Source organism: Streptococcus hepaticus (genome assembly GCF_043656315.1).
Lineage (GTDB): Bacteria > Bacillota > Bacilli > Lactobacillales > Streptococcaceae > Streptococcus > Streptococcus hepaticus.
The window spans coordinates 1-24,150 of sequence record NZ_JBINIY010000019.1; the positions used below are offsets into that span (position 1 = coordinate 1).

General features: G+C 39.5%; 23 protein-coding genes, 2 tRNA genes, 2 pseudogenes and 1 CRISPR repeat array. Of the genes and pseudogenes, 22 read left to right on the forward strand and 5 right to left on the reverse strand.

What is annotated here, in order from left to right; genetic code table 11:
- The first annotated feature begins 5 nt into the window (after positions 1-5).
- Both ACHUFA_RS09910 and ACHUFA_RS09915 read left to right on the forward strand, forming a co-directional pair.
- Positions 6-78: transfer RNA gene (locus ACHUFA_RS09910), tRNA-Asn, on the forward strand.
- Between the two features lie 7 nt (positions 79-85).
- A tRNA-Glu gene (locus tag ACHUFA_RS09915) sits at positions 86-157 on the forward strand.
- Positions 158-399: 242 nt separating this feature from the next.
- Here ACHUFA_RS09915 and ACHUFA_RS09920 read toward each other — a convergent pair.
- The 3 genes from ACHUFA_RS09920 to recX all read right to left on the reverse strand — a co-directional run bounded on the left by ACHUFA_RS09920 (position 400) and on the right by recX (position 2,154).
- Complete coding sequence (locus ACHUFA_RS09920) at positions 400-717, reverse strand: DUF960 domain-containing protein (protein ID WP_394405841.1); 318 nt, start codon at positions 715-717, stop codon at positions 400-402.
- A 58-nt stretch (positions 718-775) separates the two neighbouring features.
- Complete coding sequence (ntdP, locus tag ACHUFA_RS09925; protein ID WP_222349969.1) at positions 776-1,309, reverse strand: nucleoside tri-diphosphate phosphatase; 534 nt, start codon at positions 1,307-1,309, stop codon at positions 776-778.
- A 68-nt stretch (positions 1,310-1,377) separates the two neighbouring features.
- Positions 1,378-2,154 carry a recombination regulator RecX gene (gene recX, locus ACHUFA_RS09930; RefSeq protein WP_222349968.1) on the reverse strand — a complete coding sequence of 259 codons (777 nt, stop codon included), beginning with the start codon at positions 2,152-2,154 and terminating at the stop codon, positions 1,378-1,380.
- Between the two features lie 35 nt (positions 2,155-2,189).
- On the opposite strand from recX, the gene rlmD reads away from it, so the two are divergent.
- Both rlmD and ACHUFA_RS09940 read left to right on the forward strand, forming a co-directional pair.
- A complete protein-coding gene (rlmD, locus tag ACHUFA_RS09935) occupies positions 2,190-3,542 on the forward strand; it encodes a 23S rRNA (uracil(1939)-C(5))-methyltransferase RlmD (RefSeq protein ID WP_394405844.1) in 1,353 nt (450 codons plus the stop codon).
- Between the two features lie 115 nt (positions 3,543-3,657).
- The gene (locus ACHUFA_RS09940) at positions 3,658-4,389 is read left to right on the forward strand and encodes a GntR family transcriptional regulator (protein ID WP_394405846.1); all 732 of its coding nucleotides are present in this window, start codon (positions 3,658-3,660) and stop codon (positions 4,387-4,389) included.
- A 60-nt stretch (positions 4,390-4,449) separates the two neighbouring features.
- On the opposite strand, the gene ACHUFA_RS09945 is transcribed toward ACHUFA_RS09940, so the two are convergent.
- Positions 4,450-5,157, reverse strand: coding sequence for a GntR family transcriptional regulator (locus ACHUFA_RS09945; RefSeq protein ID WP_394405848.1), 708 nt, complete (start codon positions 5,155-5,157; stop codon positions 4,450-4,452).
- Positions 5,158-5,285: 128 nt separating this feature from the next.
- Here ACHUFA_RS09945 and ACHUFA_RS09950 point away from each other — a divergent pair.
- From ACHUFA_RS09950 to ACHUFA_RS10000, 11 genes and pseudogenes are all read left to right on the forward strand, one after another.
- A pseudogene (locus ACHUFA_RS09950) lies at positions 5,286-5,432 on the forward strand (PTS sugar transporter subunit IIA); the annotation flags it as partial.
- 98 nt (positions 5,433-5,530) lie between these two features.
- Complete coding sequence (locus tag ACHUFA_RS09955) at positions 5,531-6,535, forward strand: aldose epimerase family protein (RefSeq protein ID WP_222349959.1); 1,005 nt, start codon at positions 5,531-5,533, stop codon at positions 6,533-6,535.
- Positions 6,536-6,865: 330 nt separating this feature from the next.
- Positions 6,866-7,120 (forward strand): DUF1912 family protein, encoded by a 255-nt coding sequence (locus ACHUFA_RS09960; RefSeq protein WP_222349956.1) that lies wholly within the window; start codon positions 6,866-6,868, stop codon positions 7,118-7,120.
- A gap of 18 nt (positions 7,121-7,138) precedes the next feature.
- Complete coding sequence (locus ACHUFA_RS09965; protein WP_394405850.1) at positions 7,139-7,525, forward strand: helix-hairpin-helix domain-containing protein; 387 nt, start codon at positions 7,139-7,141, stop codon at positions 7,523-7,525.
- Between the two features lie 38 nt (positions 7,526-7,563).
- Positions 7,564-7,914 (forward strand): hypothetical protein, encoded by a 351-nt coding sequence (locus ACHUFA_RS09970; RefSeq protein WP_394405852.1) that lies wholly within the window; start codon positions 7,564-7,566, stop codon positions 7,912-7,914.
- Positions 7,915-8,193: 279 nt separating this feature from the next.
- Positions 8,194-8,742, forward strand: a complete 549-nt coding sequence (locus ACHUFA_RS09975; RefSeq protein ID WP_222349948.1) for a GNAT family N-acetyltransferase — start codon at positions 8,194-8,196, stop codon at positions 8,740-8,742.
- A gap of 111 nt (positions 8,743-8,853) precedes the next feature.
- On the forward strand, positions 8,854-9,426 hold the full coding sequence (locus ACHUFA_RS09980; protein ID WP_394405854.1) for a shikimate kinase: 573 nt from the start codon (positions 8,854-8,856) through the stop codon (positions 9,424-9,426).
- Positions 9,427-9,540: 114 nt separating this feature from the next.
- Positions 9,541-12,192, forward strand: coding sequence for a valine--tRNA ligase (locus ACHUFA_RS09985; RefSeq protein ID WP_394405856.1), 2,652 nt, complete (start codon positions 9,541-9,543; stop codon positions 12,190-12,192).
- 80 nt (positions 12,193-12,272) lie between these two features.
- Complete coding sequence (locus tag ACHUFA_RS09990; RefSeq protein ID WP_222349936.1) at positions 12,273-12,491, forward strand: hypothetical protein; 219 nt, start codon at positions 12,273-12,275, stop codon at positions 12,489-12,491.
- Positions 12,492-12,694: 203 nt separating this feature from the next.
- On the forward strand, positions 12,695-12,895 hold the full coding sequence (locus ACHUFA_RS09995; RefSeq protein ID WP_394405858.1) for a hypothetical protein: 201 nt from the start codon (positions 12,695-12,697) through the stop codon (positions 12,893-12,895).
- A 55-nt stretch (positions 12,896-12,950) separates the two neighbouring features.
- Positions 12,951-13,208 (forward strand): phospholipase D-like domain-containing protein, encoded by a 258-nt coding sequence (locus ACHUFA_RS10000; RefSeq protein WP_394405860.1) that lies wholly within the window; start codon positions 12,951-12,953, stop codon positions 13,206-13,208.
- Here the strand turns inward: ACHUFA_RS10000 and ACHUFA_RS10005 are convergent.
- Positions 13,179-13,343 (reverse strand): annotated as a pseudogene (locus ACHUFA_RS10005) (NUDIX domain-containing protein); the annotation flags it as partial. The gene ACHUFA_RS10000 and the pseudogene ACHUFA_RS10005 overlap by 30 nt on opposite strands.
- 313 nt (positions 13,344-13,656) lie before the next feature.
- On the opposite strand from ACHUFA_RS10005, the gene cas9 reads away from it, so the two are divergent.
- The 7 genes from cas9 (at position 13,657) to asnA (ending at position 23,907) form a co-directional block, all read left to right on the forward strand.
- Positions 13,657-17,748 (forward strand): type II CRISPR RNA-guided endonuclease Cas9, encoded by a 4,092-nt coding sequence (gene cas9, locus ACHUFA_RS10010; RefSeq protein WP_394405862.1) that lies wholly within the window; start codon positions 13,657-13,659, stop codon positions 17,746-17,748.
- Positions 17,730-18,629 carry a type II CRISPR-associated endonuclease Cas1 gene (cas1, locus tag ACHUFA_RS10015; protein ID WP_394405864.1) on the forward strand — a complete coding sequence of 300 codons (900 nt, stop codon included), beginning with the start codon at positions 17,730-17,732 and terminating at the stop codon, positions 18,627-18,629. Before cas9 ends, cas1 begins: the two co-directional genes overlap by 19 nt.
- Positions 18,592-18,936, forward strand: coding sequence for a CRISPR-associated endonuclease Cas2 (cas2, locus tag ACHUFA_RS10020; protein WP_394405866.1), 345 nt, complete (start codon positions 18,592-18,594; stop codon positions 18,934-18,936). The genes cas1 and cas2 overlap by 38 nt, the downstream gene beginning before the upstream one ends.
- The gene (gene csn2 / locus ACHUFA_RS10025) at positions 18,923-19,585 is read left to right on the forward strand and encodes a type II-A CRISPR-associated protein Csn2 (protein ID WP_318530415.1); all 663 of its coding nucleotides are present in this window, start codon (positions 18,923-18,925) and stop codon (positions 19,583-19,585) included. The genes cas2 and csn2 overlap by 14 nt, the downstream gene beginning before the upstream one ends.
- 152 nt (positions 19,586-19,737) lie before the next feature.
- A CRISPR array of direct repeats spans positions 19,738-20,367; the repeat unit is 36 nt; unit sequence GTTTTAGAGCTATGTTGTTTCGAATGGTCCCAAAAC.
- Between the two features lie 82 nt (positions 20,368-20,449).
- Positions 20,450-21,700 (forward strand): carbohydrate-binding domain-containing protein, encoded by a 1,251-nt coding sequence (locus ACHUFA_RS10030; RefSeq protein WP_222350200.1) that lies wholly within the window; start codon positions 20,450-20,452, stop codon positions 21,698-21,700.
- 39 nt (positions 21,701-21,739) lie between these two features.
- Entirely contained in the window at positions 21,740-22,813 is a 1,074-nt protein-coding gene (locus tag ACHUFA_RS10035) for an MmcQ/YjbR family DNA-binding protein (RefSeq protein ID WP_222350198.1), read from the forward strand.
- Positions 22,814-22,914: 101 nt separating this feature from the next.
- A complete protein-coding gene (gene asnA / locus ACHUFA_RS10040) occupies positions 22,915-23,907 on the forward strand; it encodes an aspartate--ammonia ligase (RefSeq protein ID WP_222350196.1) in 993 nt (330 codons plus the stop codon).
- The last annotated feature ends 243 nt before the right edge of the window (positions 23,908-24,150 follow it).

The window sequence follows — 24,150 nt, forward strand, 5'->3', positions numbered from 1 at the left end:
TTTTATCCGCCATAGCTCAGTTGGTAGAGCGCATGACTGTTAATCATGATGTCACAGGTTCGAGCCCTGTTGGCGGAGTTTATATGGTCCGTTGGTCAAGGGGTTAAGACACCGCCTTTTCACGGCGGTAACACGGGTTCGAATCCCGTACGGACTATGGTTTGAGAGAGGTTAGCCTCTCTCTTTTTCTTTCTTAATTTGAGCTCTTTATCAACTATAGTGGGTGAATGAAAAGTTATATACGATAAATGCTCTCTATTTTTTTCAAATAAAATGCCTTATAATCTTTGCGATGGATTTACCCACTACAGAAATTATAAAGCCATAAATTTGCGGATAATTAAAAATACTCTCTAAATTGATGCTAAGACATTTTAGAGAGTATTTTTAGATAGATCATTAGATGATAGATAGTTCATCTGGTAAAGCAACTGTTTCTTTACCGTTTTTATCGATGACTAGTACGGTGCGAGGATAAAATGGATCGTAAGGAATATCTAAATCGATAGTAATAGCATTATGATATGATTCTTGTGAAAAGGTTACTTGAATTTTTCCTTTGTTATTTTTGAGAGTAAAACGGATAATCTTTTTCAAAGGGACAACATCTTTTAAATAGTTGTCAATAATATACCAAAAACTGTCAATAACTGTTCCTGGTAGTGAAGTGACAATACCGAAACTAGCATAGCGTCCTTGAGTGTTTGTAAAAGCCATTGTGGCCTCCTTTATGTAAGAAAAAAGCCTGACAAACAGGTTTTTCTTGTGTGCAACTTTAACGATTTCGCAGTTCTAAATAGCGTTTGTACCAAATATTCACGTAGGCATTCGAGAAAGGTCCTTTTTCTTGATTAATCCAATCTACGAGGATTTTGACATGCTCTTTGAGAATGAAATCAAGATCAGTTGAGTAGTTCATCAATTTTCTGTGACGCTCATACTCATCAACGTCTAATAATCTTTTTTCGCCGTCTGCAAAGACCTTGACATCCAAATCGTAATCGATGTATTTTAGGGCCTCATTATCTAATAAATAGGGACTGGCTAGGTTACAGTAGTAAGAAACGCCATTTTCGCGAATCATTGCAATGATGTTAAACCAGTATTTTTTATGGAAATAGACAATGGCAGGTTCACGGGTGACCCAACGTCTGCCGTCATTTTCAGTGACAAGTGTATGATTGTTGACACCGATAATAGCATTTTCCGTTGTTTTTAGTACCATGGTGTCGCGCCAGGTGCGGTGCAGTTCACCATTATGTTTATAACTTTGAATTGTAATAAAGTCGCCTTCTTTTGGTAATTTCACGCAGATACCAACTTTCTTAATTACAATTTATCTGAGATATTATACCATAATTTTCTGTAAATGGGTAATTAGAGATAGTCTCGAAGGGCAGATTTTATGTCGTCAAAGGAAAATCCTTTGCGGGCGAGGGCTTGGGTTAGGCGTTGTGTGAGTTCGTAACCTTCATATTTTCTGGCATACTTGGGAAATTGCTTGTCCAATTCTTTGTAGATGAGATTGGTTTCTGTCTCTTGGTCTTTTTCAATATCTAGATTTGATAGGGCAATTTTGGTGTCAGTGCTGGAGAATCCTTTAGCGGTTATTTGCTGGAGAATTTTGGTTTTGAGGGCTTGACTTGGTAATTTTTCTTTGTATTTGCGGTGGATTTTTTCAGCAACCCGTTGAGCAATTTCGGGAAAATCAGCCTCTGCAAGGGCAATTGCGATTTCTTTTTTACCAATACCTTTCTGAGCTAATTTTTGTGCGAGGACGAATGGCCCTTTGTCGCCTGTATATTGGTTCGATTGGATCATTTTTCTGGCGTATTCTTTGTCATCGATCCATTTATTGACTTCGAGATTGTCTAAAATTTGTGGTATATAGTTTATGTTAATTTCGTGTTTAACTAGATAATCTTGGACCTCCTTGCGAGTGCGTTGTTTTAAGGAGATATGGTAGAGGGCTAGATTTTTACCGTAGGAAAATTGGGCAAACTCCTGGATTTCTTTGAGTTCTTCTGGGCTGATGTCCTTGTCTTTGCTAAGCATGAAGCGGACGATGGTGTCTTCTGTGATATAACATTTGTCAGATGACTCTAATTCTAATAAGTAAAGTCGTTTTTTCTTTTCGATTTTAGTGATTTTCATATCTAACATTATAGCAAAAATGGTAAAATAGGGTTATGAATTTAGCAGTAAAACAACGGATTCCGCTGAAAATTAAGCGGATGGGAATCAATGGTGAAGGTATTGGTTTTTATAAGAAAACGCTGGTCTTTGTGCCTGGTGCCCTAAAGGGGGAGGAAGTTTTTTGTCAGATTACGGCGGTCAAGCGGAATTTTGTAGAGGCACGCCTCCTTGCAGTCAATAAAAAGTCTAAGTTTCGTGTCCAACCAGCCTGTGCCATTTATGAGGAGTGTGGTGGTTGTCAGCTCATGCACCTGCGCTACGATCAGCAGTTGGAGTACAAGGATGATGTGATCCGTCAGGCTTTGAAGAAATTTAAGCCCCAGGGTTATGAAAATTATGACATTCGTCATACGATAGGCATGGAAAATCCCCAGCATTATCGGGCTAAGCTACAATTTCAGACACGCTCTTTTGCTGGCTCGGTTAAAGCAGGCTTGTTTGCGACAGATAGTCATCATCTGGTGGATATCCAAGACTGTTTGGTACAAGATGTCTTAACGCAGCAGTTGATTAATCGGATTGTACAACTCTTGGATAAGCATAAAGTTCCGATTTACAATGAGCGCAAAATTGCTGGTGTGCGAACAGTGATGGTGCGGAAGGCCGAGGCTACGGAACAAGTTCAATTGATTTTTGTAACCAGTCGTGAGGTGAGATTGACGCCGATTATTCGTAATTTGGTGCAGGATTTTCCTCAGGTGAAGACGGTGGCAGTCAACTACAATCGTAGCAAGTCTAGTGAGATTTACGGGGAAGAGACGGAGATTCTATGGGGACAAGAGGCTATTTCTGAAGAAGTTCTGGATTATCGTTTTTCGTTGTCGCCTCGTGCTTTTTACCAACTCAATCCTCAACAGACAGAAGTGCTTTATAGTCAGGCTGTTGAGGCCTTGGATGTTCAGGCAACAGACCACTTGATTGATGCCTATTGTGGTGTAGGAACCATTGGATTTGCCTTTGCGGACAAGGTGGCCAGCGTACGGGGGATGGATATTATTCCCGAAGCGATTGCAGATGCTAAGAGAAATGCGGCTGCTATGGGATTTGATAATACCTACTATGAAGCAGGTTTGGCAGAGGAAATTATTCCTCGGTGGTACAAAGAAGGTTATCGTGCAGATGCTTTGATTGTTGATCCGCCACGGACAGGCCTTGATGACAAATTATTGGCTACTATTTTGCAGTATCAACCAGCTAAAATGGTTTATGTGTCTTGTAATACGTCAACGTTGGCACGAGATTTGGTGCAATTGGCTCAGGTCTACCGAGTGGAGTATATTCAATCAGTGGACATGTTCCCTTACACAGCTAGGACCGAGGCGGTTGTGAAATTGATGAAAAAATAAAGGAAGTCTCTCGTTTTTTCTGTTTTCAGAAAATTTACGGGAGTTCTTCCTTTTTCTAATTGCTATTCTATTGTAAATGTATTACAATGTGGATATGACCAGAGGAGGTATAGAAATGTTTGATAGTGCTAGTGAAACCCCTCTCTATTTGCAACTTGTTGAGGAGTTAGAGGGGAAAATTCAGTCAGAAATGGCTCCGAATGATAAATTATATTCAGAGCGAGAATTGACCCAGATTTATGGTGTTAGTCGGATTACGGTGCGGCTGGCTATTCAAGAGCTGGAGAGACGGGGCTTGATTTATAAGATGCATGGGAAGGGGACTTTTGTTGCGGAAGTACAGGAGTCAGCTTTAGATCTGTCATCTGCTTATAGTTTCACAGAACAGATGAAAAAAATAGGAAAGATTCCTAAAACAAAAATTTTATCTTTCGTACAGATTGCAGCTTCTGAACAATTAGCCAAGCAGTTACAGCTGGATGTAGGAGCTCCTGTTTATGAGTTGGAGCGGTTGAGGATTGCAGATAATCAACCCATGATGTTAGAACGCTCGTATGTGCCTGTAGTCATGTTTGAGGGGATGAGCCAGGAACTCTTGGAGCATAAGCCACTTTATGAGGTTTTTGCGGATGAATACGGTCAAACGGTTCGTTTGGCGGAAGAAGAGTTTTATGCCAGTATTGCCTTAGAGACGGAGGCGAAGTGGTTAGCGATTGACAATGGTAGCCCAGTGCTGCATCTCTTGCGGAAAACTTATAATGATAAAAATCGGATTATCGAGTATACTTTCAGTATTGCGCGTGCTGACCAATTCCGTTACAAAGTGTACCATACGAGAACAGAATAAAAAGCTACCCTGAGGTAGCTACAAATTCAAAGACAGGCTAGGTTCTAGTTTGTCTTTTTTCTATTTATTGGCTTTTATTTCAAACTTGAAGAAGTTCCAAATCTTGTAAGTTTCAGTGTAGGCTAAAATTTCGTCACTTCCTTCAACGTAAGTTAGTTTTTCTTGTAAAACAAGTGGCTGCGTCTCTTTTAATTGTAAAATACCTGCAATCGTATCTGGAGCTGGAAAGAGAATCTCAGTGGTTTCTGTATAGGGCTCGTCTGATAGATAGATATTGAAATCTAATTTGAACCGTTGAGAAATAGATTGGAAATGCTCTAGCGGTGCATCTGGTGTTAATAAATAACGTTCCGGAATGTAGCTGAGTCTTGTTGCACAGATTTGATCACCAGTTCGGCGAAGACGAGTTACCTTATAGTAACTATCTTGTTTATCAAGAGCTAGTTTTTCAAGGATGGCAGGTTCATTTCCTTTTTCGCATGAAAGAACTTGGGCAGCATATTTGTCGTCAGGGAATACTTCTATATCCGAGAATTCAACTAATTTCCCCTTACGTGACCGTGAGATAAATGTACCTTTTCCTTGTTGGCGATAGAGATAACCGTCTTTAACAAGTTCATTAACGGCGCGAATAACGGTAATAGAGCTAACATTGTAGAGTTTTGTCAATTCAGCTTCCGTATAGAATTTATCTCCGGATTCAAATTTTCCTGAGATGATTTGCTGGCGTAAATCATTTTGAATGAGTTGATATTTTGGGACCTTCATTTATCCTACCTCCTTTCTATAAAATTTTTAAGAAAACTCTTGTGATATTGTACTAAAAATTCAAAAAAATTTTACAAAACAACTGAGCATAACCAGTTGATTATGTTAATATATCCTAGTAAAGGTAAGCGGGGATGAATATGCCTATGGTCATTGGCTTTATCAATGGTGTTCTTCTAGGTGAAGCGGTAGACTATGCTGCATTTGGTGCTGAAAATATTCATCATGTTAATGCTTTCTTAGCGGGGGCTGCTGACCAAGATGAGGATGAATAGATTTTTAGAAAACCCTTTCATTTTGTAAAAAAATGTGCTAGACTAATCTAGACGTTAAGCTCGGCTGAGGTCGGGCTTTTTTATTCGGAGGAAAATGGATGATTACAGTAGCAAATTTTGGTAGTGAAAAAGCTAAATTGTATCGCTTGACCAACGAGCAGGGCATGGTCTTGACAGTTTCTAACTTTGGGGCGCGAATTGTGGATATTTCCTTGCCGATTGCAGGTGAAGGAATGCGGTCTGTTAGCCTGTCGGCGGATTCAGACCAAGCCTATCTGGACAAAGATTTCTACGTAGGGTCAAGCGTGGTTCCTATTGCTGGACGAATCTCAGGTGCCGAGACTTTTATCAAAGGACAGGTTTATCATTTTACAGAAAATGAGCCAGGACGGACTCTCCATAGTGGTACTGATACGGCAAATATGGATTACTGGCAAACACAGGTCGATGAGGAAGAAAATCAAGTTGTCTTCAGCTATCTTCTTTCTGATGGGAAAAATGGTTTTCCGGGCAATGTGCAAGTGCAGGCTATTTTTCAATTAACAGAAGAAAATGAGGTGTTTGTCCGTTATCTAGCACAGTCGGACAAGGACACGATTTTCAATCCAACCTGCCATGTTTATTTCAATTTATCAGGTGATTTCAGTCAGGATGTGTCCCAACACCGATTTACCATTGATGCGGAATCCTATGTTCCTTTGGCAGACAATCTACCAACTGGTGAGATTGCGAATGTAGTAGGAACACCTTTTGATTTTCGTCAGGGATCCTATCTAGCCCAAGGTTTAGCTGGGCAGTGTCCTCAAACAGACGCGGCGGGTGGTTATGATCATCCTTGGTTGCTGCATGAGGGAAGTGCTGAGCAGGTGGAAGTTCTGAGCCCTGACGAGCGCGTGCGCTTGACGCTAAAAACCAACCAGCCAGCGGTGATTATCTATACTTACAATCATGGGCCAACGGATATGTGTCGCAAGCATGGTGTCTTTAGCTTAGAGTGTCAAGGTTTACCAGATGCTTGCAACATGGTGGGATTTGGCTCAATTCTTTTGGAAAAGGACCAAGAATTTCTTAGCGAAACGCGTTACCGTTTTGAATGGAAATAGGGGAGAGAACCTAGAGCAGAAGTTCTAGGTTTTATGCTATTTTTAGAATTAACAGTTTGGCGCAGGGCAGGGGTTGACTAAATGTTCTCATCCCTTGCTACGCAAGCAATTTCGACCAATCTACTCAACTGTGCGGAGGTGGGACGACAAAATCAATTTCCTCGAAATCATGATTTTTGTCCCACTCTCTTTCTTATTACGAAAGCCCCATTTATAGCAGAAATGTGCTATAATGTTAAAAGAAAAAAATCACATCGTCTCAAACTTATGATATTAAAGGTGTTAAACTAGGTTGAGATAGAGGCACAGGTGTGATAGGGAAAGGGAGATATGAGCTACGAAGCAGAATTTTTGAAGGAATTTGAGGCTTGGGTCAACACTCAGGTCATGATTAATGAGTTGGCAATGGCTGAGAGTCGCCGTGTCTTGAAAGAAGACAAGGATGAGCGGGCAGCAGATGGCTACATTCGTTATGAGAGTAAGTTGGACGCCTATCGTTTTATTCAGGGAAAATTTGCCAACTATCATGCAGGCAAAGGGTTTCATGATTTGCCAGATGATTTGTTTGGGAAGCGTCATTATTAGGAGAGGAAAAAAGGATAAATGGCTAAAAAGAAAGTAAATCGGAAAAAACAATTAAAAAAACAGTTGGCAGACTTGAGACGTGCAGGGCGTGTTGGACTTGAAACTGCTCGCGGAGCTGTTGAGACAGTCGCACACCAGGCTGAAACTCTTGTAGAACATGCTGTTGAGCAAGTAAAAGAAAAGGTAGCTGAAGTGACTTCTTCGCCTAATTCATTGGAGGACTTTTTGGCACTTTCTGAGCTGGAAGGCATTGCGGCGGCACGTTTGGAAACATTTTATGAATCTGGGATTCAATCTGTGGTTGATTTTGCCCAGCACACAGAAAAAGAACTCTTGGCTCTTAAAGGAATCGGTCCAGCGACCATTAAACAGTTGAAAGAAAAAGGGATTGCCTTGAAGGCTTAAATCCTATTGTTCCATCGAAGTCGGGGGAGATATAAAATATGAACATTTATAAAGCAGGGCTGAACAATGAGAAAAAACACTTGCTTTCCCAATTGAATAACAGGGAGCTTGCCCTCTTTCAACAAGAAGAGGAGAATATCAAAGCAAAGGCTTATCGTCGAGCATTTTGGGCAACGCTAGGTATTTTTATCTTTGGGGCTGTGATTGTTTTGCTTCCTATATATTTATTTGATGACAGAAAAGTAGAACCTAGCCCAGATAGAATAGTTTCGGCAGTGCTTATTCTACTGATGCTCATGCCACTTTTCTATTTATTTAAAGCATATCCTACAGCAAAATTGGAAGAGGAAATCAAGGTTCTCAAGAAACTGCTAGCTACAAAAGGTTAGAGTAAGCCTGTCAACAGAGGAATTCTTGATTTTTCAAGTTAATTCTGTTACAATAAAGCCATTCAGAGGTGTTTTGAACCCCATTTGTCACAGGAAGCGGTGGTACTGAGAAATCCGCACAAATGTCAAAACTGGTTGCTGATGATGTGAATCGAATAAGTAAAGTGCAGATAGTTATAGTCTATCTGAACAAGGGTGGTACCGCGGAAATCGTAAACGAATTTCGTCCCTGTCAGTATTGGCAGGGGCGTTTTTTTTTTCATAATGGAGGAGGTCTCAATGAAAGAATTCAAAGAACGGATAACAGAACGCTTGTATTTGAGACCCGTTCGCATAACGGATGCGGAAGCCATGTATGACTATGGACATCGTCCAGAAGTGGCGCGTCTAGCTGGTTTTCCAGTGAATCAGTCCGTTGAAGAGTGCCAACAGTTTATCCAGATGGATTTGAATAAAACGGATGAGGCAGTTCGAAAACGGATTTATGCTATTTGCCTGAAGGGTCAGGACAGGCTGGTGGGGACAGTTAGTTTTGCCAAAGAAATCAAACCAGATATTCTTGAAATTGGCTATGTCTTGCATCCAGATTTGTGGGGACAAGGACTGATGCCAGAGGCTGTTTCTGCATTAGTGGACTTCGGTTTTACAGAGTTAGAACTTCACAAAATTGAAATTGCGGTCTATGATCACAATCCTCAAAGTCAGCGTGTGGCGGAGAAATTAGGTTTTCAACTAGAGGCAAGACTTCGTCAGCGAAAGCAAGTTGAAAATACTTATCATGACAAACTCATCTTTGGTTTGTTGCAGAAGGAATGGGAGAAACGATAGAAGAAAGAGCGCTTCACCTTATCTAGAAAAGGGGACATCTGAAAAATTGGGTGCCTTTATTAAGAAGAAAAGGGGCCTGGATAGGAGTGCACGCTTAAAGTAGGAGGTCATATGAATCTAATTATTATTGGAGCACAAGCTTCTGGCAAGATGACCATTGGGCAGGAGGTTGAAAGATTAACTGATTTGGTTTTATTTCACAATCATGAATCAATCGATTTCGTAACAAAATTTTTTCCAATGTCTGACGAAGCGAGAGAACTTATTAATGATATTCGTATGAAGTTTTTTGAAACCTCTGCGAAAACTGATTTGGGTTTGATTTTTACAGTTGTTATTGACTTTAATGATCCAGCAGATATATCCTTTTTAGAGCAGATTCAAGCGATTTATCATAGTAGGAATCAAGCTGTTCTGTTTATTGAATTGGAAACAGACCTGCAAGAACGTTTAAGAAGAAATGTAACTGAAAATCGTCTGCAACATAAACCTTGGAAAAGAAATATTGAGTGGTCTGAAAAAGATATTCTAGATACTATGAAGTTTGCAAACTTTAATCCAGAGTTTGCGCCGAAGCAACTTGACCATTATCTCAAAATTAATAATACTCACCTTACTGCTAATGAAGTTGCTAAACTAATTATCCCAAAAATGGAGGAGCTTGAGCAAGAACAAACGAAATAGCCAGCCCAAAGGACTGACTATTTCTAGGAGATTATATGAAAAAGAATTGGGCTATTTCTAGCTTGAGGATAGTATAAACCAATTTTCTTAAAAAATACTAAAGGAGAAAAACTAATGTCAAAAGAATTATCACCAAAATACAATCCAGCCGAGGTTGAGGCTGGTCGTTACCAAACTTGGTTGGACCAGGATGTCTTTAAGCCGTCAGGCGATGCGGAAGCCAAGCCTTATTCAATCGTCATTCCGCCGCCAAACGTCACAGGTAAGTTGCACTTAGGACACGCTTGGGATACAACCCTTCAAGATATCATCATCCGACAAAAACGCATGCAGGGCTTTGATACCCTTTGGTTGCCTGGTATGGACCACGCGGGTATCGCGACGCAGGCTAAGGTGGAGGAGCGCCTTCGTGAGCAAGGTATTACCCGCTACGACCTCGGTCGTGAGAAATTCCTAGATAAAGTTTGGGAGTGGAAAGACGAGTATGCGACCACTATCAAGGAGCAGTGGGGCAAGATGGGGCTTTCTGTGGACTACTCACGCGAGCGTTTCACCCTTGATGAAGGCCTTTCAAAAGCCGTCCGAAAGGTCTTTGTGGACCTCTACAAAAAAGGCTGGATCTACCGCGGTGAGTTTATCATCAACTGGGACCCAGCCGCTCGTACAGCCCTTTCAGACATTGAGGTTATCCACAAGGACGTTGAGGGTGCCTTCTACCACATGAATTATATGTTGGAAGATGGCTCGCGCGCCCTTCAAGTGGCAACAACGCGACCAGAAACCATGTTCGGAGACGTTGCCGTTGCCGTAAACCCAGAAGATCCTCGTTACAAAGACTTGATTGGTCAAAACGTGGTTCTGCCAATCGTGAATAAGCTCATCCCAATCGTTGCCGACGAGCATGCGGATCCAGAATTCGGAACAGGGGTGGTTAAAATCACACCTGCCCATGACCCTAACGACTTTGAGGTCGGCCAACGTCATGATTTGCCACAAGTCAACGTCATGAATGCTGACGGTACCATGAACGAACTAGCTGGCGAATTTGCTGGTATGGACCGTTTTGAAGCTCGTAAAGCAGTCGTAGCCAAATTGGAAGAAATCGGTGCCCTCGTTGAAATCGAAAAACGGGTGCACTCCGTTGGTCACTCAGAGCGTACAGGTGTGGTGGTTGAGCCTCGCTTGTCAACTCAGTGGTTTGTGAAGATGGACCAATTGGCCAAGAATGCCATTGCTAACCAAGCAACTGATGATAAGGTTGACTTCTACCCACCACGTTTCAACGATGCCTATCTTCAATGGATGGAAAATGTGCATGACTGGGTCATCTCTCGTCAACTCTGGTGGGGTCACCAAATTCCTGCCTGGTATAATGAAGCAGGCGAGATATATGTTGGTGAAGAAGCGCCGACAGGTGATGGCTGGAAACAAGATGAAGATGTCCTTGACACTTGGTTCAGCTCTGCTCTTTGGCCTTTCTCAACAATGGGTTGGCCTGATACAGAAGCAGAAGATTTCAAGAGATATTACCCAACTTCAACCTTGGTAACGGGCTACGATATTATTCCATTCTGGGTGTCTCGTATGATTTTCCAAGGAATTGAATTTACAGGCAAGAGCCCATTTAAGAATGCTCTTATCCACGGACTTATCCGTGACGAAGAAGGGCGTAAGATGTCCAAATCTCTTGGAAATGGGATTGACCCAATGGAAGTCATTGAGAAATACGGTACAGATAGTCTTCGCTGGTTCTTGTCTAACGGCTCTGCTCCAGGACAGGATGTCCGTTTCTCTTATGAAAAAATGGACGCTTCATGGAACTTCATTAACAAAATCTGGAACATTTCCCGCTATATCCTTATGAATAATGAAGGCTTGACGCTGGCAGATGCGACCACAAATGTGGCGAAAGTTGCAAGTGGCAAAGCTGGAAACGTGACGGATAAGTGGATTCTCCACAACCTCAACGAAACCATTGCCAAAGTCACTGAAAACTTTGACAAGTTCGAGTTTGGTGTGGCTGGTCACATTCTCTACAACTTCATCTGGGAAGAGTTCGCCAACTGGTATGTGGAGCTGACCAAGGAAGTTCTTTACAGCGACAACGAAGCCGAGAAAGTCATGACCCGCTCTGTCCTTCTCTACACGCTGGACCAAATCCTTCGCCTCCTCCACCCAATCATGCCGTTCGTGACGGAAGAGATCTTCGCTCAGTACGCAGAGGGCTCTATCGTGGTGGCAGCTTACCCTGTTGTCAACCCAGCCTTTGAAAATGCGGAAGCCCACAAGGGAGTGGAAAGCCTTAAGGACTTGATTCGTTCGGTGCGAAATAGCAGAGCAGAGGTCAATGTTGCCCCATCTAAGCCGATTACCATTTTGATTAAGACGGCAGATAGCGAGCTTGAAGCCTTCTTCAAGGCAAACGAAAACTACATCCGCCGCTTTACAAATCCAGAACAGTTGGAAATCAGCTCAAGCATTGCTGCACCAGAACTAGCCATGTCAGCCGTTATCACCGGTGCCGAAATCTTCTTGCCGCTAGCCGACCTCCTCAACATCGAAGAAGAGTTGGCTCGACTAGACAAAGAACTAGCCAAATGGCAAAAAGAACTAGACATGGTCGGCAAAAAACTCAGCAACGAACGCTTCATCGCCAACGCCAAACCAGAAGTCGTTGAAAAAGAAAAAGAAAAACAAGCCGACTATCAAGCAAAATATGATGCTACTGTTGAGCGTATTGGTGAGATGGAGAAGTTGGTTAAGTAATAATATATAATATTCTGAAAACGTTAGCAGTTGCTAGCGTTTTTTTGGTATAATATCACTAATAAAATTAAGGTGGAAAAATGGTTAAAATTATCGAAAATAAAAGATTAGTTTCTGAAGGGGACTCAAATGTAATATTTCTGAGAATTGCACCTGAAGATTTGTCTATCACCATCAGAGATATTATTGAGCAATTACAAAACTTATCTTGGATAAATAATTTTGATGAGAGATATTTAAGGGAGGCATTTAGCATCAGGAGTTTCGCAACTGTTGATTATCTGAAGAAAAAATTATAACAACATAAACAGGATGTAATTACTACTGAAATAGGAGAAACTGTAGTTTCTGAGCTCTTTAGGTCAGCATTGGTAAATGAAATAAATTATCTGGATATTCCACTTGGAGAGTTACTCAAGGAACAAATCACTGGTAATCCTGGTTTCGATTTTTTTCCCGCGTTGTAAAATGAAGTGCAACAAATGATGAAATAGCAAGCCAAATGGTTAATTTTATTAAGTATGGAACAAATAGTAAAAAGGAGATTTGGTTATTAACGTATGGCTCCGGATTTGAAGATATAGAGTGGATGAAACCGTTCGTCATAAAAATTGATCAAAAAGAAATCAGATTTGATAAAGAAATTTTAAATGAAAATGAGGATAGAATTTCAAAAATAGAGCGATTCTATTATGATAATTAAGTAAATCATAGAACCCAAATTGCCTTTAGTGATCTGTTGTTGGAGTCGATGCAGTATGGTTTTATTGATCGGGTGCGTGACTTATGCGCCGAAGATTTTGATTAACAATGCGGATGAGAAGCGGTTTGTTTTGACGGATTTGCAGGAGGAGTTACTTAAGAGCACAGCTTTTCATTTTTCAGTGGCTTTTGTGACGCAGTCTGGGATTTCTATGATTAAGGCACAGTTGGCTGATTTGGCAGCGCGTGGGGTTAAGGGGCAGATTTTGATTTCACCTTACCTTGAGTTCACGAATAAGCGCTTCCTCAGGTGATTCTCCTGCTTCCAGCTTTCCACCAGGAAATTCCCAATAACCAGAAAGGGATTTGCCTTCAGGACGTTGGGCACAGAAGTATTTGCCATCTTTTAAGATAGCAGCAGCGACGACGTTGGTGATTTTTTGTGGCATGGGGGACTTCTGATGGTATTTATATACAAATTAAATGTTGAGATACTGCGAAAATAGTTTATAATAAAAATGTAAGCGAATTCTTTGAAACAATAAAAAAGCACCGAATCGGTGCTCACTTTTTACAAAGTTGAATACGGACAATGCCTTATTTTAACTTGCTATGTTGTTTCGAATGGTTCCAACAAGTCCATTATAGCGCATCTGGAGGTAGTTAGCAAGACTTTTTAACAGTTTCTTTTTGAGAAAGTAGGAAATAGGCTATTCTCATCCCATAAAAAACAATTTTAGAATATTTCAAAGGAGAAAATTTATGAATAAATCATACTCAATCGGTCTTGATATCGGAACTAATAGCGTCGGATGGAGCGTAGTAACTGACGATTATAAAGTACCATCCAAAAAAATGAAAGTTTTAGGGAATACAGATAAGAAATCGATTAAGAAAAATTTATTAGGCGCTCTATTATTTGATAGTGGTGAGACAGCTGAAGGTACTCGCTTGAAACGGACTGCACGCCGTCGTTATACCCGTCGTCGTAATCGTATTCTTTACCTTCAAGAAATATTTTCTTCAGAAATGGCAAAAGTAGATGAGAATTTTTTCCGCAGATTGGAAGAAAGTTTCCTGATTGCTGAGGACAAAGAAAATGACAGGCACCCTATTTTTGGAAATATTGAGGAAGAGATAGCTTATCACAATGACTTTCCAACAATCTATCATTTACGACAAAAACTAGCTGATTCTCCAGAAAAAGCTGATTTGCGACTAGTTTATCTTGCTTTAGCTCATATGATTAAGTTTAGGGGGCATTTCTTGATTGAGGGGCAGTTGGATGCTGAAAATACAGATGTTCAAAGAATATTTGAGAGTCTTGTTGAAGTGTATGATAGAACTGTTGAAAATAGTCAGTTAGCTGAAGTACAAGTTAATGTTGTTGATATTTTAACTGAAAAAATTAGTAAAACTCGTCGTTTGGAGAAGGTGATCAATGTGTATCCAAGCGAGAAAAAGAATGGCTTTTTCGGAAATTTACTAGCTCTTTCTTTGGGGCTTCAACCAAACTTTAAGAGTAATTTTGAATTAGAGGAGGATGCTAAACTTCAATTTTCTAAGGATACTTACGACGAAGACCTTGAAGAATTGCTTGGAAAAATTGGGGATGACTACGCTGATTTATTTCTGGCAGCTAAAAATCTTTATGATGCCATTTTACTTTCAAGTATCTTAACTGTTGGAGATATTGTTACAAAAGCTCCTCTTTCTGCTTCAATGGTGAAGCGCTATGAGGAACATGAAGAAGATTTAGGGAAGTTAAAGCAGTTTATCAAGGAGAAGAATCCAAAAGTTTACAAAGACATTTTTAGTAATAATAGCACAAATGGCTACGCAGGCTATATTGAAAAAGGTGTTAAACAAGAAGAATTTTATAAATACTTAAAAGGAATTTTGGCCAAATTAGACGGCAGTCAGTATTTTTTGGATAAAATTGAGCGTGAAGACTTTTTGAGGAAACAAAGAACCTTTGATAACGGAGCAATTCCGCATCAAATTCACTTGCAAGAAATGCATGCTATCTTGCGCCGACAAGAAGAATACTATCCATTTTTAAAAGAAAACCGTACTAAAATTGAAGCTATTTTGACATTTAGGATTCCATACTATGTAGGGCCATTGGCACGAAAAAATAGTCGATTTGCTTGGGCAAGTTATAAATCTGATGATAAAATTACACCTTGGAATTTTGATGAAGTTGTTGACAAAGAGCAATCAGCTCAAGACTTTATTGAACGAATGATAGGGCGCGATTTATATTTACCGAATGAAAAAGTATTGCCTAAGCATAGTTTGCTCTACGAAACATTTGCTATCTATAATGAATTAACAAAGGTTAAATATGTCAACGAACAGGGTAAAACAAATTATCTTGATGCTAATCTAAAACAAGAAATTTTCGATAATGTATTTAAGAAAAATCGAAAAGTAACGAAAAAAGACCTCATTGATTTCTTTGACAAGGAATTTGATGAATATCGTGTCATTGATTTTAATGGTTTAGATAAGGAAAATAAAGCCTTTAATGCAAGTTTAGGAACCTATCATGATTTAGCTAAAATTTTGGATAAGTCATTTTTAGATGATGCTTCTAATAGTGGCATTATTGAGGATATTATTCTAACTTTGACCTTATTTGAAGATCGTCAGATGATTCGTCAGCGTCTATCACGTTATCAGGAAATTTTTACAAAAGATCAACTTACTAAATTGGAAAGAAGACATTACACTGGCTGGGGGCGTTTGTCTTATAAATTGATTGATGGCATTAAGAATAAAGAAAATGGTAAAACTATTTTAGATTACTTAATCGATGATGGTAAAGCTAATCGTAACTTTATGCAGTTAATCAACGATGACAGTTTAAGTTTCAAGGATGAGATTGCTAAAGCTCAAATTATTGGTGATGTTGATAATATCAAACAAGTTGTTCATGATTTAGCCGGTAGCCCAGCAATCAAAAAAGGCATTCTCCAAAGTATTAAAATCGTTGATGAATTGGTTAAGGTCATGGGACATGAGCCAGAAAATATTGTGATTGAAATGGCGCGTGAAAATCAAACAACTTATGGAGGCCGTAGCCGTTCTCAACAACGTTTGATAAACTTACAGAAAGCTATTAATGAATTTGGTAGTGAGATTTTGAAAAAACATCCAACTGATAATCAGGCTTTGCAAAATGACAGGCTGTTTCTTTATTACCTCCAAAATGGTCGTGATATGTATACAGGTGATGCTTTAGATATCGATAATTTAAGTAGTTATGATATTGATCATATTATCCCTCAGGCTTTTATTAAGGATAATTCGATTGACAATCGTGTTTTGACAAGCTCAGCTGCAAATCGTGGGAAGTCTGATAATGTGCCAGATTTAGATGTTGTTAAGAAGATGAGACCATTTTGGCAACAACTTCTAAAAGCTAAGTTAATATCACAACGTAAATTTGATAACTTAACAAAAGTAGAGCGTGGTGGTTTGAGTGAGGATGATAAGGCAGGGTTTATCAAGCGTCAATTGGTTGAAACACGTCAAATTACAAAACATGTTGCGCAGATATTGGATAGTCGGTTTAACCCAGAAGTTGATAAGAGTGGTCAGCGAATTCGTAAAGTAAAAGTTTTAACACTTAAATCCAATTTGGTGTCACAATTTAGAAAAGAGTTTGAACTTTACAAAGTTCGTGAAATCAATGATTACCACCATGCTCATGATGCTTATTTGAATGCGGTAGTTGCTAAGGCATTATTGACTAAGTATCCAAAACTTGAGCCAGAGTTTGTTTATGGGGAATATCCAAAATATAATGGTTACCAAGAACGGAAAACAGCTACACAAAAGATGTTCTTCTATTCAAATATCATGAATATGTTCAAAAGCTCTATTAAACTATCTGATGGACGTGTTATTGAAAGAGAGCCGATTGAATACAATCAAGATACAGGAGAAATTGCTTGGAATAAGGAAAAACATATAGCTATAGTTAGGAAAGTCTTGTCGTACCCTCAAGTGAATATTGTTAAAAAGACTGAAGTTCAGACAGGTGGATTTTCAAAAGAATCAATCTTAGCAAAAGGTGAGTCAGATAAACTGATACCTCGTAAGACTCGTAAGATGGTATGGAATACTAAAAAGTACGGTGGTTTTGATAGCCCAACTGTAGCTTATTCAGTTTTTGTAATGGCTGATGTTGAAAAAGGGAAAGCCAAGAAACTTAAAACAGTTAAAGAACTGGTTGGTATTACAATTATGGAAAGAGCAAGATATGAAGCTAATCCAGTAGCTTTCTTAGAGGCTAAAGGTTATCAAAATGTTCGTAAAGACTGTCTCATAACATTACCTAAGTATAGTCTTTTTGAATTTGAAAATGGGCGACGTCGTTTGTTAGCGAGTGCTATTGAACTTCAAAAAGGGAATGAGTTTGTATTACCGCAGCATTTAGTGAATTTACTTTATCATGCACATCGTATTCATAAAACCGACGAACCTGAACATAAGCAGTTTGTTGAAGAACATATCGATGGTTTTAAAGAGATTTTAGAGGTTATCCTTGTTACGTCTGAAAAATATATTAAAATCGGTAAAGTTGCAGAAAAGTTGAAGAATTTATTTACAGAGGCTACAATAAATGAGAATTTTTATGAGTCAATGGTGAATTTACTATCCCTTACTAAGTTAGGTGCACCAGAAGCATTTAAGTTTATGGGAAAAAATATTGATCGTATAAGATATCGTTCAACAGTGGAATGTACAGAAGCTACTCTCATCCACCAATCCATTACCGGCTTATACGAAACTCGTATTGATTTAAGTAAATTAGGAGAAGAGTTATGGGATGGCGAACAGTAGTTGTAAATCAACACTCGAAGTTGTCTTATCAAAATAACCATTTAATTTTTAAGGATGCTTCTCAGACAGAAATGATTCATCTGTCTGAGATAGACATCCTTTTATTGGAGACAACAGACATTGTAATAACAACCATGTTAATCAAACGATTGGTAGATGAAAATATTTTGGTCATTTTCTGTGATGATAAGCGTTTGCCGGTAGCAATGTTAACGCCTTTTTATGGACGTCATGACTCAAGTTTGCAATTATCTCGTCAGATTGCTTGGAATGAGGAACTGAAAGCTGAGGTGTGGACTAGTATCATTTCTCAAAAGATTTTGAATCAAAGTATGTACCTTGGCGAGCGCGGCTTTTTTGAGAAATCTCAAGCTATCATGGATTTGTATCACGGATTAGAAACTTTTGATCCGAGCAATCGAGAGGGGCATGCTGCTAGAATTTATTTCAATACTTTATTTGGCAATGACTTTTCACGAGAGCAAGATAACAATATCAATGCTGGACTAGATTATGGTTATACCTTGTTGTTAAGTATGTTTGCGCGTGAACTAGTTGTATGTGGTTGTATGACACAATTTGGACTTAAGCACGCTAATCAGTTCAATCAATTTAATTTTGCTAGTGACATTATGGAGCCTTTTCGTCCAATTATTGATAGGATTATTTATTTAAATAGAAATAGTAGTTTTATTCAGATGAAGAGAGAATTATTTACGATTTTTTCGGAAACATACTTGTACAATAATAAAGAAATGTATTTGACAAATATCGTTAGCGACTACACTAAAAAGGTAGTGAAAGCGCTAAATAATGAAGGGAAAGGGGTTCCTGATTTAGGATATGAGTTATCGATATATGCGTATGATTTTAATGTTTGATATGCCAACGGATACTGCTGACGAGCGTAAGGCTTATCGCAAATTTCGGAAATTTTTACTGAGCGAAGGCTTTATCATGCATCAATTTTCGGTTTACAGTAAGCTTCTGCTAAATAATTCAGCAAATAATGCAATGATTGACCGCTTGCAGGAAAATAATCCGAAGAAAGGTAGTATTACATTGTTGACGGTGACAGAAAAGCAATTTGCTCGGATGATTTATCTTCATGGCGACTATAATACCAGTCTTGCGAACTCGGATAAACGACTAATTTTTTTAGGAGATCCCTACGATGTTGAAGATTAATTTTCCAATTTTAGACGAGGCATTACCGCTTGAAAATGATACGATTTTAGCGATTGAAGATGTAAGAGTTTTTTCGTCATTAGTTAAATCGTTCTATCAATATGAAGATGGTGGAGAATTAAAGTTATTTGATGAACGGCTAAAGCCTATAAAAGATGCGGAGTTAATTGTTATCACTGATATATTTGATTTTGATGTCAATTCTCCAAGCATGCTCAAGCTGATTCATGCAGATTTAGAGGAACAACTTAACCTAAAACCAGAAGTAAAATCCATGGTGGAAAAGTTAGCAGCAACCATTACGGAATTGATCGCTTTTGAGTGTTTAGAAAATGAATTGGATTTAGAATATGATGAGATTACTATTTTAGAGCTCATTAAAGCACTTGGTGTGAAGATTGAAACGCAGAGTGATACTATTTTTGAAAAATGTTTTGAAATTTTACAGATTTATAAGTATCTGAGTAAAAAGAAATTGCTTGTATTTGTCAATTGCGGTGCCTATCTGACTCATCATGAGCTAGAAAAATTATTTGAATATATTCGTTTGTCAAATCAAACTGTTCTTTTTTTAGAACCAAGAAAACTATATGATTTTCCTCAATTCATTTTGGATACAGATTATTTTCTATTAACAAATGGGGAATAGGTGGAGTAACTTGGTAGAAACGTTGATATATTCGCGTTTTTGCGGTACAATATATAAGATAGAATGATAAAAAATGGAATCGTTCGAAGCTGAAATCTGGCTGAGATGAATGGCGCGATTACGAAATTTCGTGATGAAAAATGGTCCACGAGGTTTTAGAGCTATGTTGTTTCGAATGGTCCCAAAACACAGTAACGACCGATACGACCGGCACTATGTTTTAGAGCTATGTTGTTTCGAATGGTCCCAAAACTTGACCTTTCTATAAAAATTTAAAAATGGGCGTTTTAGAGCTATGTTGTTTCGAATGGTCCCAAAACTCTAAATAATATTAAAGCAACGCTTGGCTCGTTTTAGAGCTATGTTGTTTCGAATGGTCCCAAAACTAAAACAACGATAAAAATCCTTGATTTACAGTTTTAGAGCTATGTTGTTTCGAATGGTCCCAAAACAAATGAACTGGTTCGCTAGTTGTGTAGTTCGTTTTAGAGCTATGTTGTTTCGAATGGTCCCAAAACCCCTCATGACCCCATTTACCGAACTCACGTGTTTTAGAGCTATGTTGTTTCGAATGGTCCCAAAACAAAAGAAATACTGGTTATGACCGGTGAAAGGTTTTAGAGCTATGTTGTTTCGAATGGTCCCAAAACCTTTTGTTTTTGATGTTTTGTATGAAAATGGTTTTAGAGCTATGTTGTTTCGAATGGTCCCAAAACTGTCAAATTACATTGTGAACTTATAAACTAGTTTTAGAGCTATGTTGTTTCGAATGGTCCCCCACATTTTCTCCCACTTCTAATCTTAGTTGCTCTCTCATCTGAAATTCTGTGCTATAATAATATATAAGTAAACCAAGGTGGATATATGATGGATAAAAGGCTCTACTGGTTAGCGGCAACCGTTTTTTTGGCGACGGGAGTGGCTATGGCAGGTGTTTCTTATATAGGAAGTTATGGGATGACGCTCTTGTCAGAAGTGACTTCGGATGTAGATGATAATCAGAAAAAGATTATACTTGAACATGATAAGGCGGCCTCTAATAGTGATGAGGTAGTGATACATGGTAAGGATATTGAGATTACAGCTGGAGGAGAATTCTATATTTCGGGGATTGGAAAAGAAGTCTCTATTCAGGTTGCAGAGCAAGTGACAGATGATGTTACCTTAGTTCTAGATGGAGTAGATATGGCTTCTATTTCCATGCAATCGCGAGGGACTAATATTGTCCGACTGGAAAAAAATTCTAAAAATAGCTTGTCTAATGTTGAGACGGGGATCACAGCCACAAATGTAACCATTACTGGTGAAGGTAGTCTGACTATGACAGGTATTTCCAAGTATGGTGTTTTTGCAACAGAAGATTTGGTGGTGGAGTCTGGGAAATTGGCGATTCACTCACAAGGTTCTGGTCTAGCTACCCTTCATGAAACGGATCCTGAACAGGCTAATTTGACGATTAACGGTGGAGACATTACCATAGAAAGTAATACGAGCCAAGGGAATGCAGGTTTGGTAGCAGGAGATCAACTGATTATCAACCAAGGAACGATTTCTGTTAAGAGCAGTTACGAGGCCTACGTTGGGAAGCATGTGACCATCAACGGTGGTAGTTCTAATTTGGTCGCGGCAGATGATGGTATTGTTTCTAAGGATCCTTTTTACGAAGAGGGTGCTGCTTCAGATGTCCATGTTCTTGTCAATGGTGGAGAAGTCATGATTGTAGCAGGGGGAGATGCCCTGGATTCCAACGGTCCCTTATCCATTACTGGTGGTCGCTTGCTTTTGGAAACGGCCTCGCAAACAGATGGTAGCCTAGATGTTGAAGGTCAGAGCCAACTCGTCGCTGGTACTATTTGGGGACTTGGGTCTAGCGCAGGAGCAGAAGCATTTAATCAAGCGAATCAGGCCTTTTTGGCAGGTGAATTTTCTTGTAAAAAAGGAGAGAAGCTAGAGATTAGTGATTCTCTCGGCAATAAATTAGGAAGTCAAACCAGTCATGTAGATACTACCTATGTTTTGTTCAGTTCTGCTGACTTGAAAATAGGTGACTACTATATGGTGACAACGGAAAGTGGGCAATCCATTCAGCTGCTTGCCATGACACAAGCATATTAAAAGGGCGACGAAAGTCGCTTTTTCTGTAGAGGAGAGAAGATGACGATAGAAAAAGAGATGTTTAAGGGAAAGCAAGTTGGTCTGTCTACTTTAGAGGATTTTGGGTTTGAAAAAAGTGGGAAAAGTTATTTCTACACGGAAAATTTCTTAGAAACCTTTCAGGCTCGGATTAGGATTGATCACCAAGGTCGGTTGACTGGTCAGGTTTGGGATTTGGACTTAGATGAAGAGTACACAGCCTTTCGTGCTAGCCAGGTCCGAGGAGCCTTTGTAGGGCAGGTTCGTCAAACTTATTTGAAAACCTTAGAGAAAATCGCTCAAACTTGCTTCACAGAAAAATTGGCGATTTCTCCGCAGGGAAGCCGTTTGGTGGATTTTATTGCCAAGGAATGGGAAGATGCGTTGGATAGGCCCTTTGAAAAGCATCCGCAGTATTTTTCTTATCGAGTAGCGGGCAAGTGGTATGCGCTTCTATTTCCTTTGAAAATGGAGAAGTTTGGAGATTTCCCAAAAGAAATAGCAGAGAAGGAAGTCGAAGTTATCAATCTTAAAGTTCCAGCTGAGCACATGGAACAAGTTCTTTCCTTGCCTTCTGTCTATCCCTCCTACCATATGTCTAAAAAATCCTGGGTGTCCGTGGTCTTGGATGATGGCTTGACAGACCAAGTATTGTTTGACCTGCTTGCGACCAGTCGTAGTCTGACAGCTCCTAAGGGATATTATCCTAGTTCTGGCCCAGACTATTGGGTCATTCCTGCCAATCCAAAAGTGTTTGATATTGACAGTGAATTTGCGGAAAATAAGATTGTCTATTGGACACAAAAAGCCACTATTCAGACGGGAGATTTAGTTGCGATGTATATTACGGCGCCTGTTCGTGCCTTACGGTATGTCTGTCGTGTGCTAGGAAGTCAATTAGAAAATCATCGCTATCCTGAAGAAAGCAACAAGCTGCTTATGCAGGTGGAGTTGCTTCATACGTTTACAGATGATGAATTTCCTATCGATCGTATGAAAGAGTTGGGTGTAAAGGCTGTTCGAGGACCGCGCCGCATGACCAAAGAATTAGCAGAGGCAGTAAAAATTACCTTGGAAAATGAGAAAAACAAATAAAAGTAGGTAATTATCTGAAAATTTTAGAAAAGTCTGGGAAAAGGCTTTTCTTTTTGTTGAAAAGTAGTAAAATAGTACTAAGAATTTTGAGAGGTTTTCATATGAAAAAAAGTTTCATTCATCAGCAGGAAGAGATTTCCTTCGTAAAAAACACCTTTACCCAATATCTGAAGGACAAGTTGGAAGTGGTAGAAGTGCAAGGTCCTATTTTAAGCCGTGTTGGCGACGGGATGCAAGATAATTTGTCCGGTGTGGAAAATGCTGTTAAGGTGAATGTCAAACTGATTCCAGATGCAACCTATGAAGTCGTGCACTCACTTGCTAAATGGAAACGTCACACTCTAGCGCGTTTTGGTTTTAATGAAGGTGAGGGGCTCTTCGTTCACATGAAAGCCTTGCGTCCTGATGAGGATTCATTGGACCCAACTCACTCAGTCTATGTAGACCAATGGGACTGGGAAAAGGTGATTCCTGACGGTCGTCGCAACTTGGCTTACTTGAAGGAAACGGTTGAGCAGATTTATAAGGCCATTCGCTTGACTGAGTTGGCTGTGGAAGCTCGTTACGATATCGATTCGATTTTGCCAAAACAAATCACTTTTGTGCATTCAGAAGAGTTGGTAGAACGTTACCCAGATTTGACATCCAAAGAGCGTGAAAATGAGATTGCCAAAGAATACGGAGCAGTATTCCTTATCGGTATCGGTGGTGAATTGGCTGATGGCAAACCACATGACGGTCGTGCACCTGACTATGATGACTGGACTAGCCCATCAGAAAATGGCTACAAGGGTCTCAATGGAGATATTTTAGTTTGGAATGAGCAACTTGGCTCAGCCTTTGAGTTGTCTTCAATGGGCATTCGTGTCGATGAAGATGCTTTGAAACGCCAATGCGCCATTACAGGGGATGAAGATCGGTTGGAATATGACTGGCATAAGACTCTCTTGCGTGGTCTATTCCCGTTGACAATCGGTGGCGGTATCGGTCAATCTCGTCTGGCTATGTTCCTACTTCGTAAAAAACACATCGGCGAAGTCCAATCAAGTGTTTGGCCAGAAGAGGTTCGCGAAGAATTTGAAAATATTCTTTAGAAGAGAATGCGGTAAAAATCGGCAATTTCGAAGAAAGTCGATTTTCCCTCATATCTGAATTTCTAAGTTCAGAAGGTTTCACTCTGACTTCCATGGATTCAGTTATTATCTTTGTAACAGTTAAAGAACTTGAGACTTTGGTCCCAAGTTCTTTTATTATGGCTTCCAGCCAGTTTTTCTCGGAGAGAAAAATGAGAAAACCACCAGCTATGCTGGTGGCTGCCGAGGCTTCTAACTTCCATT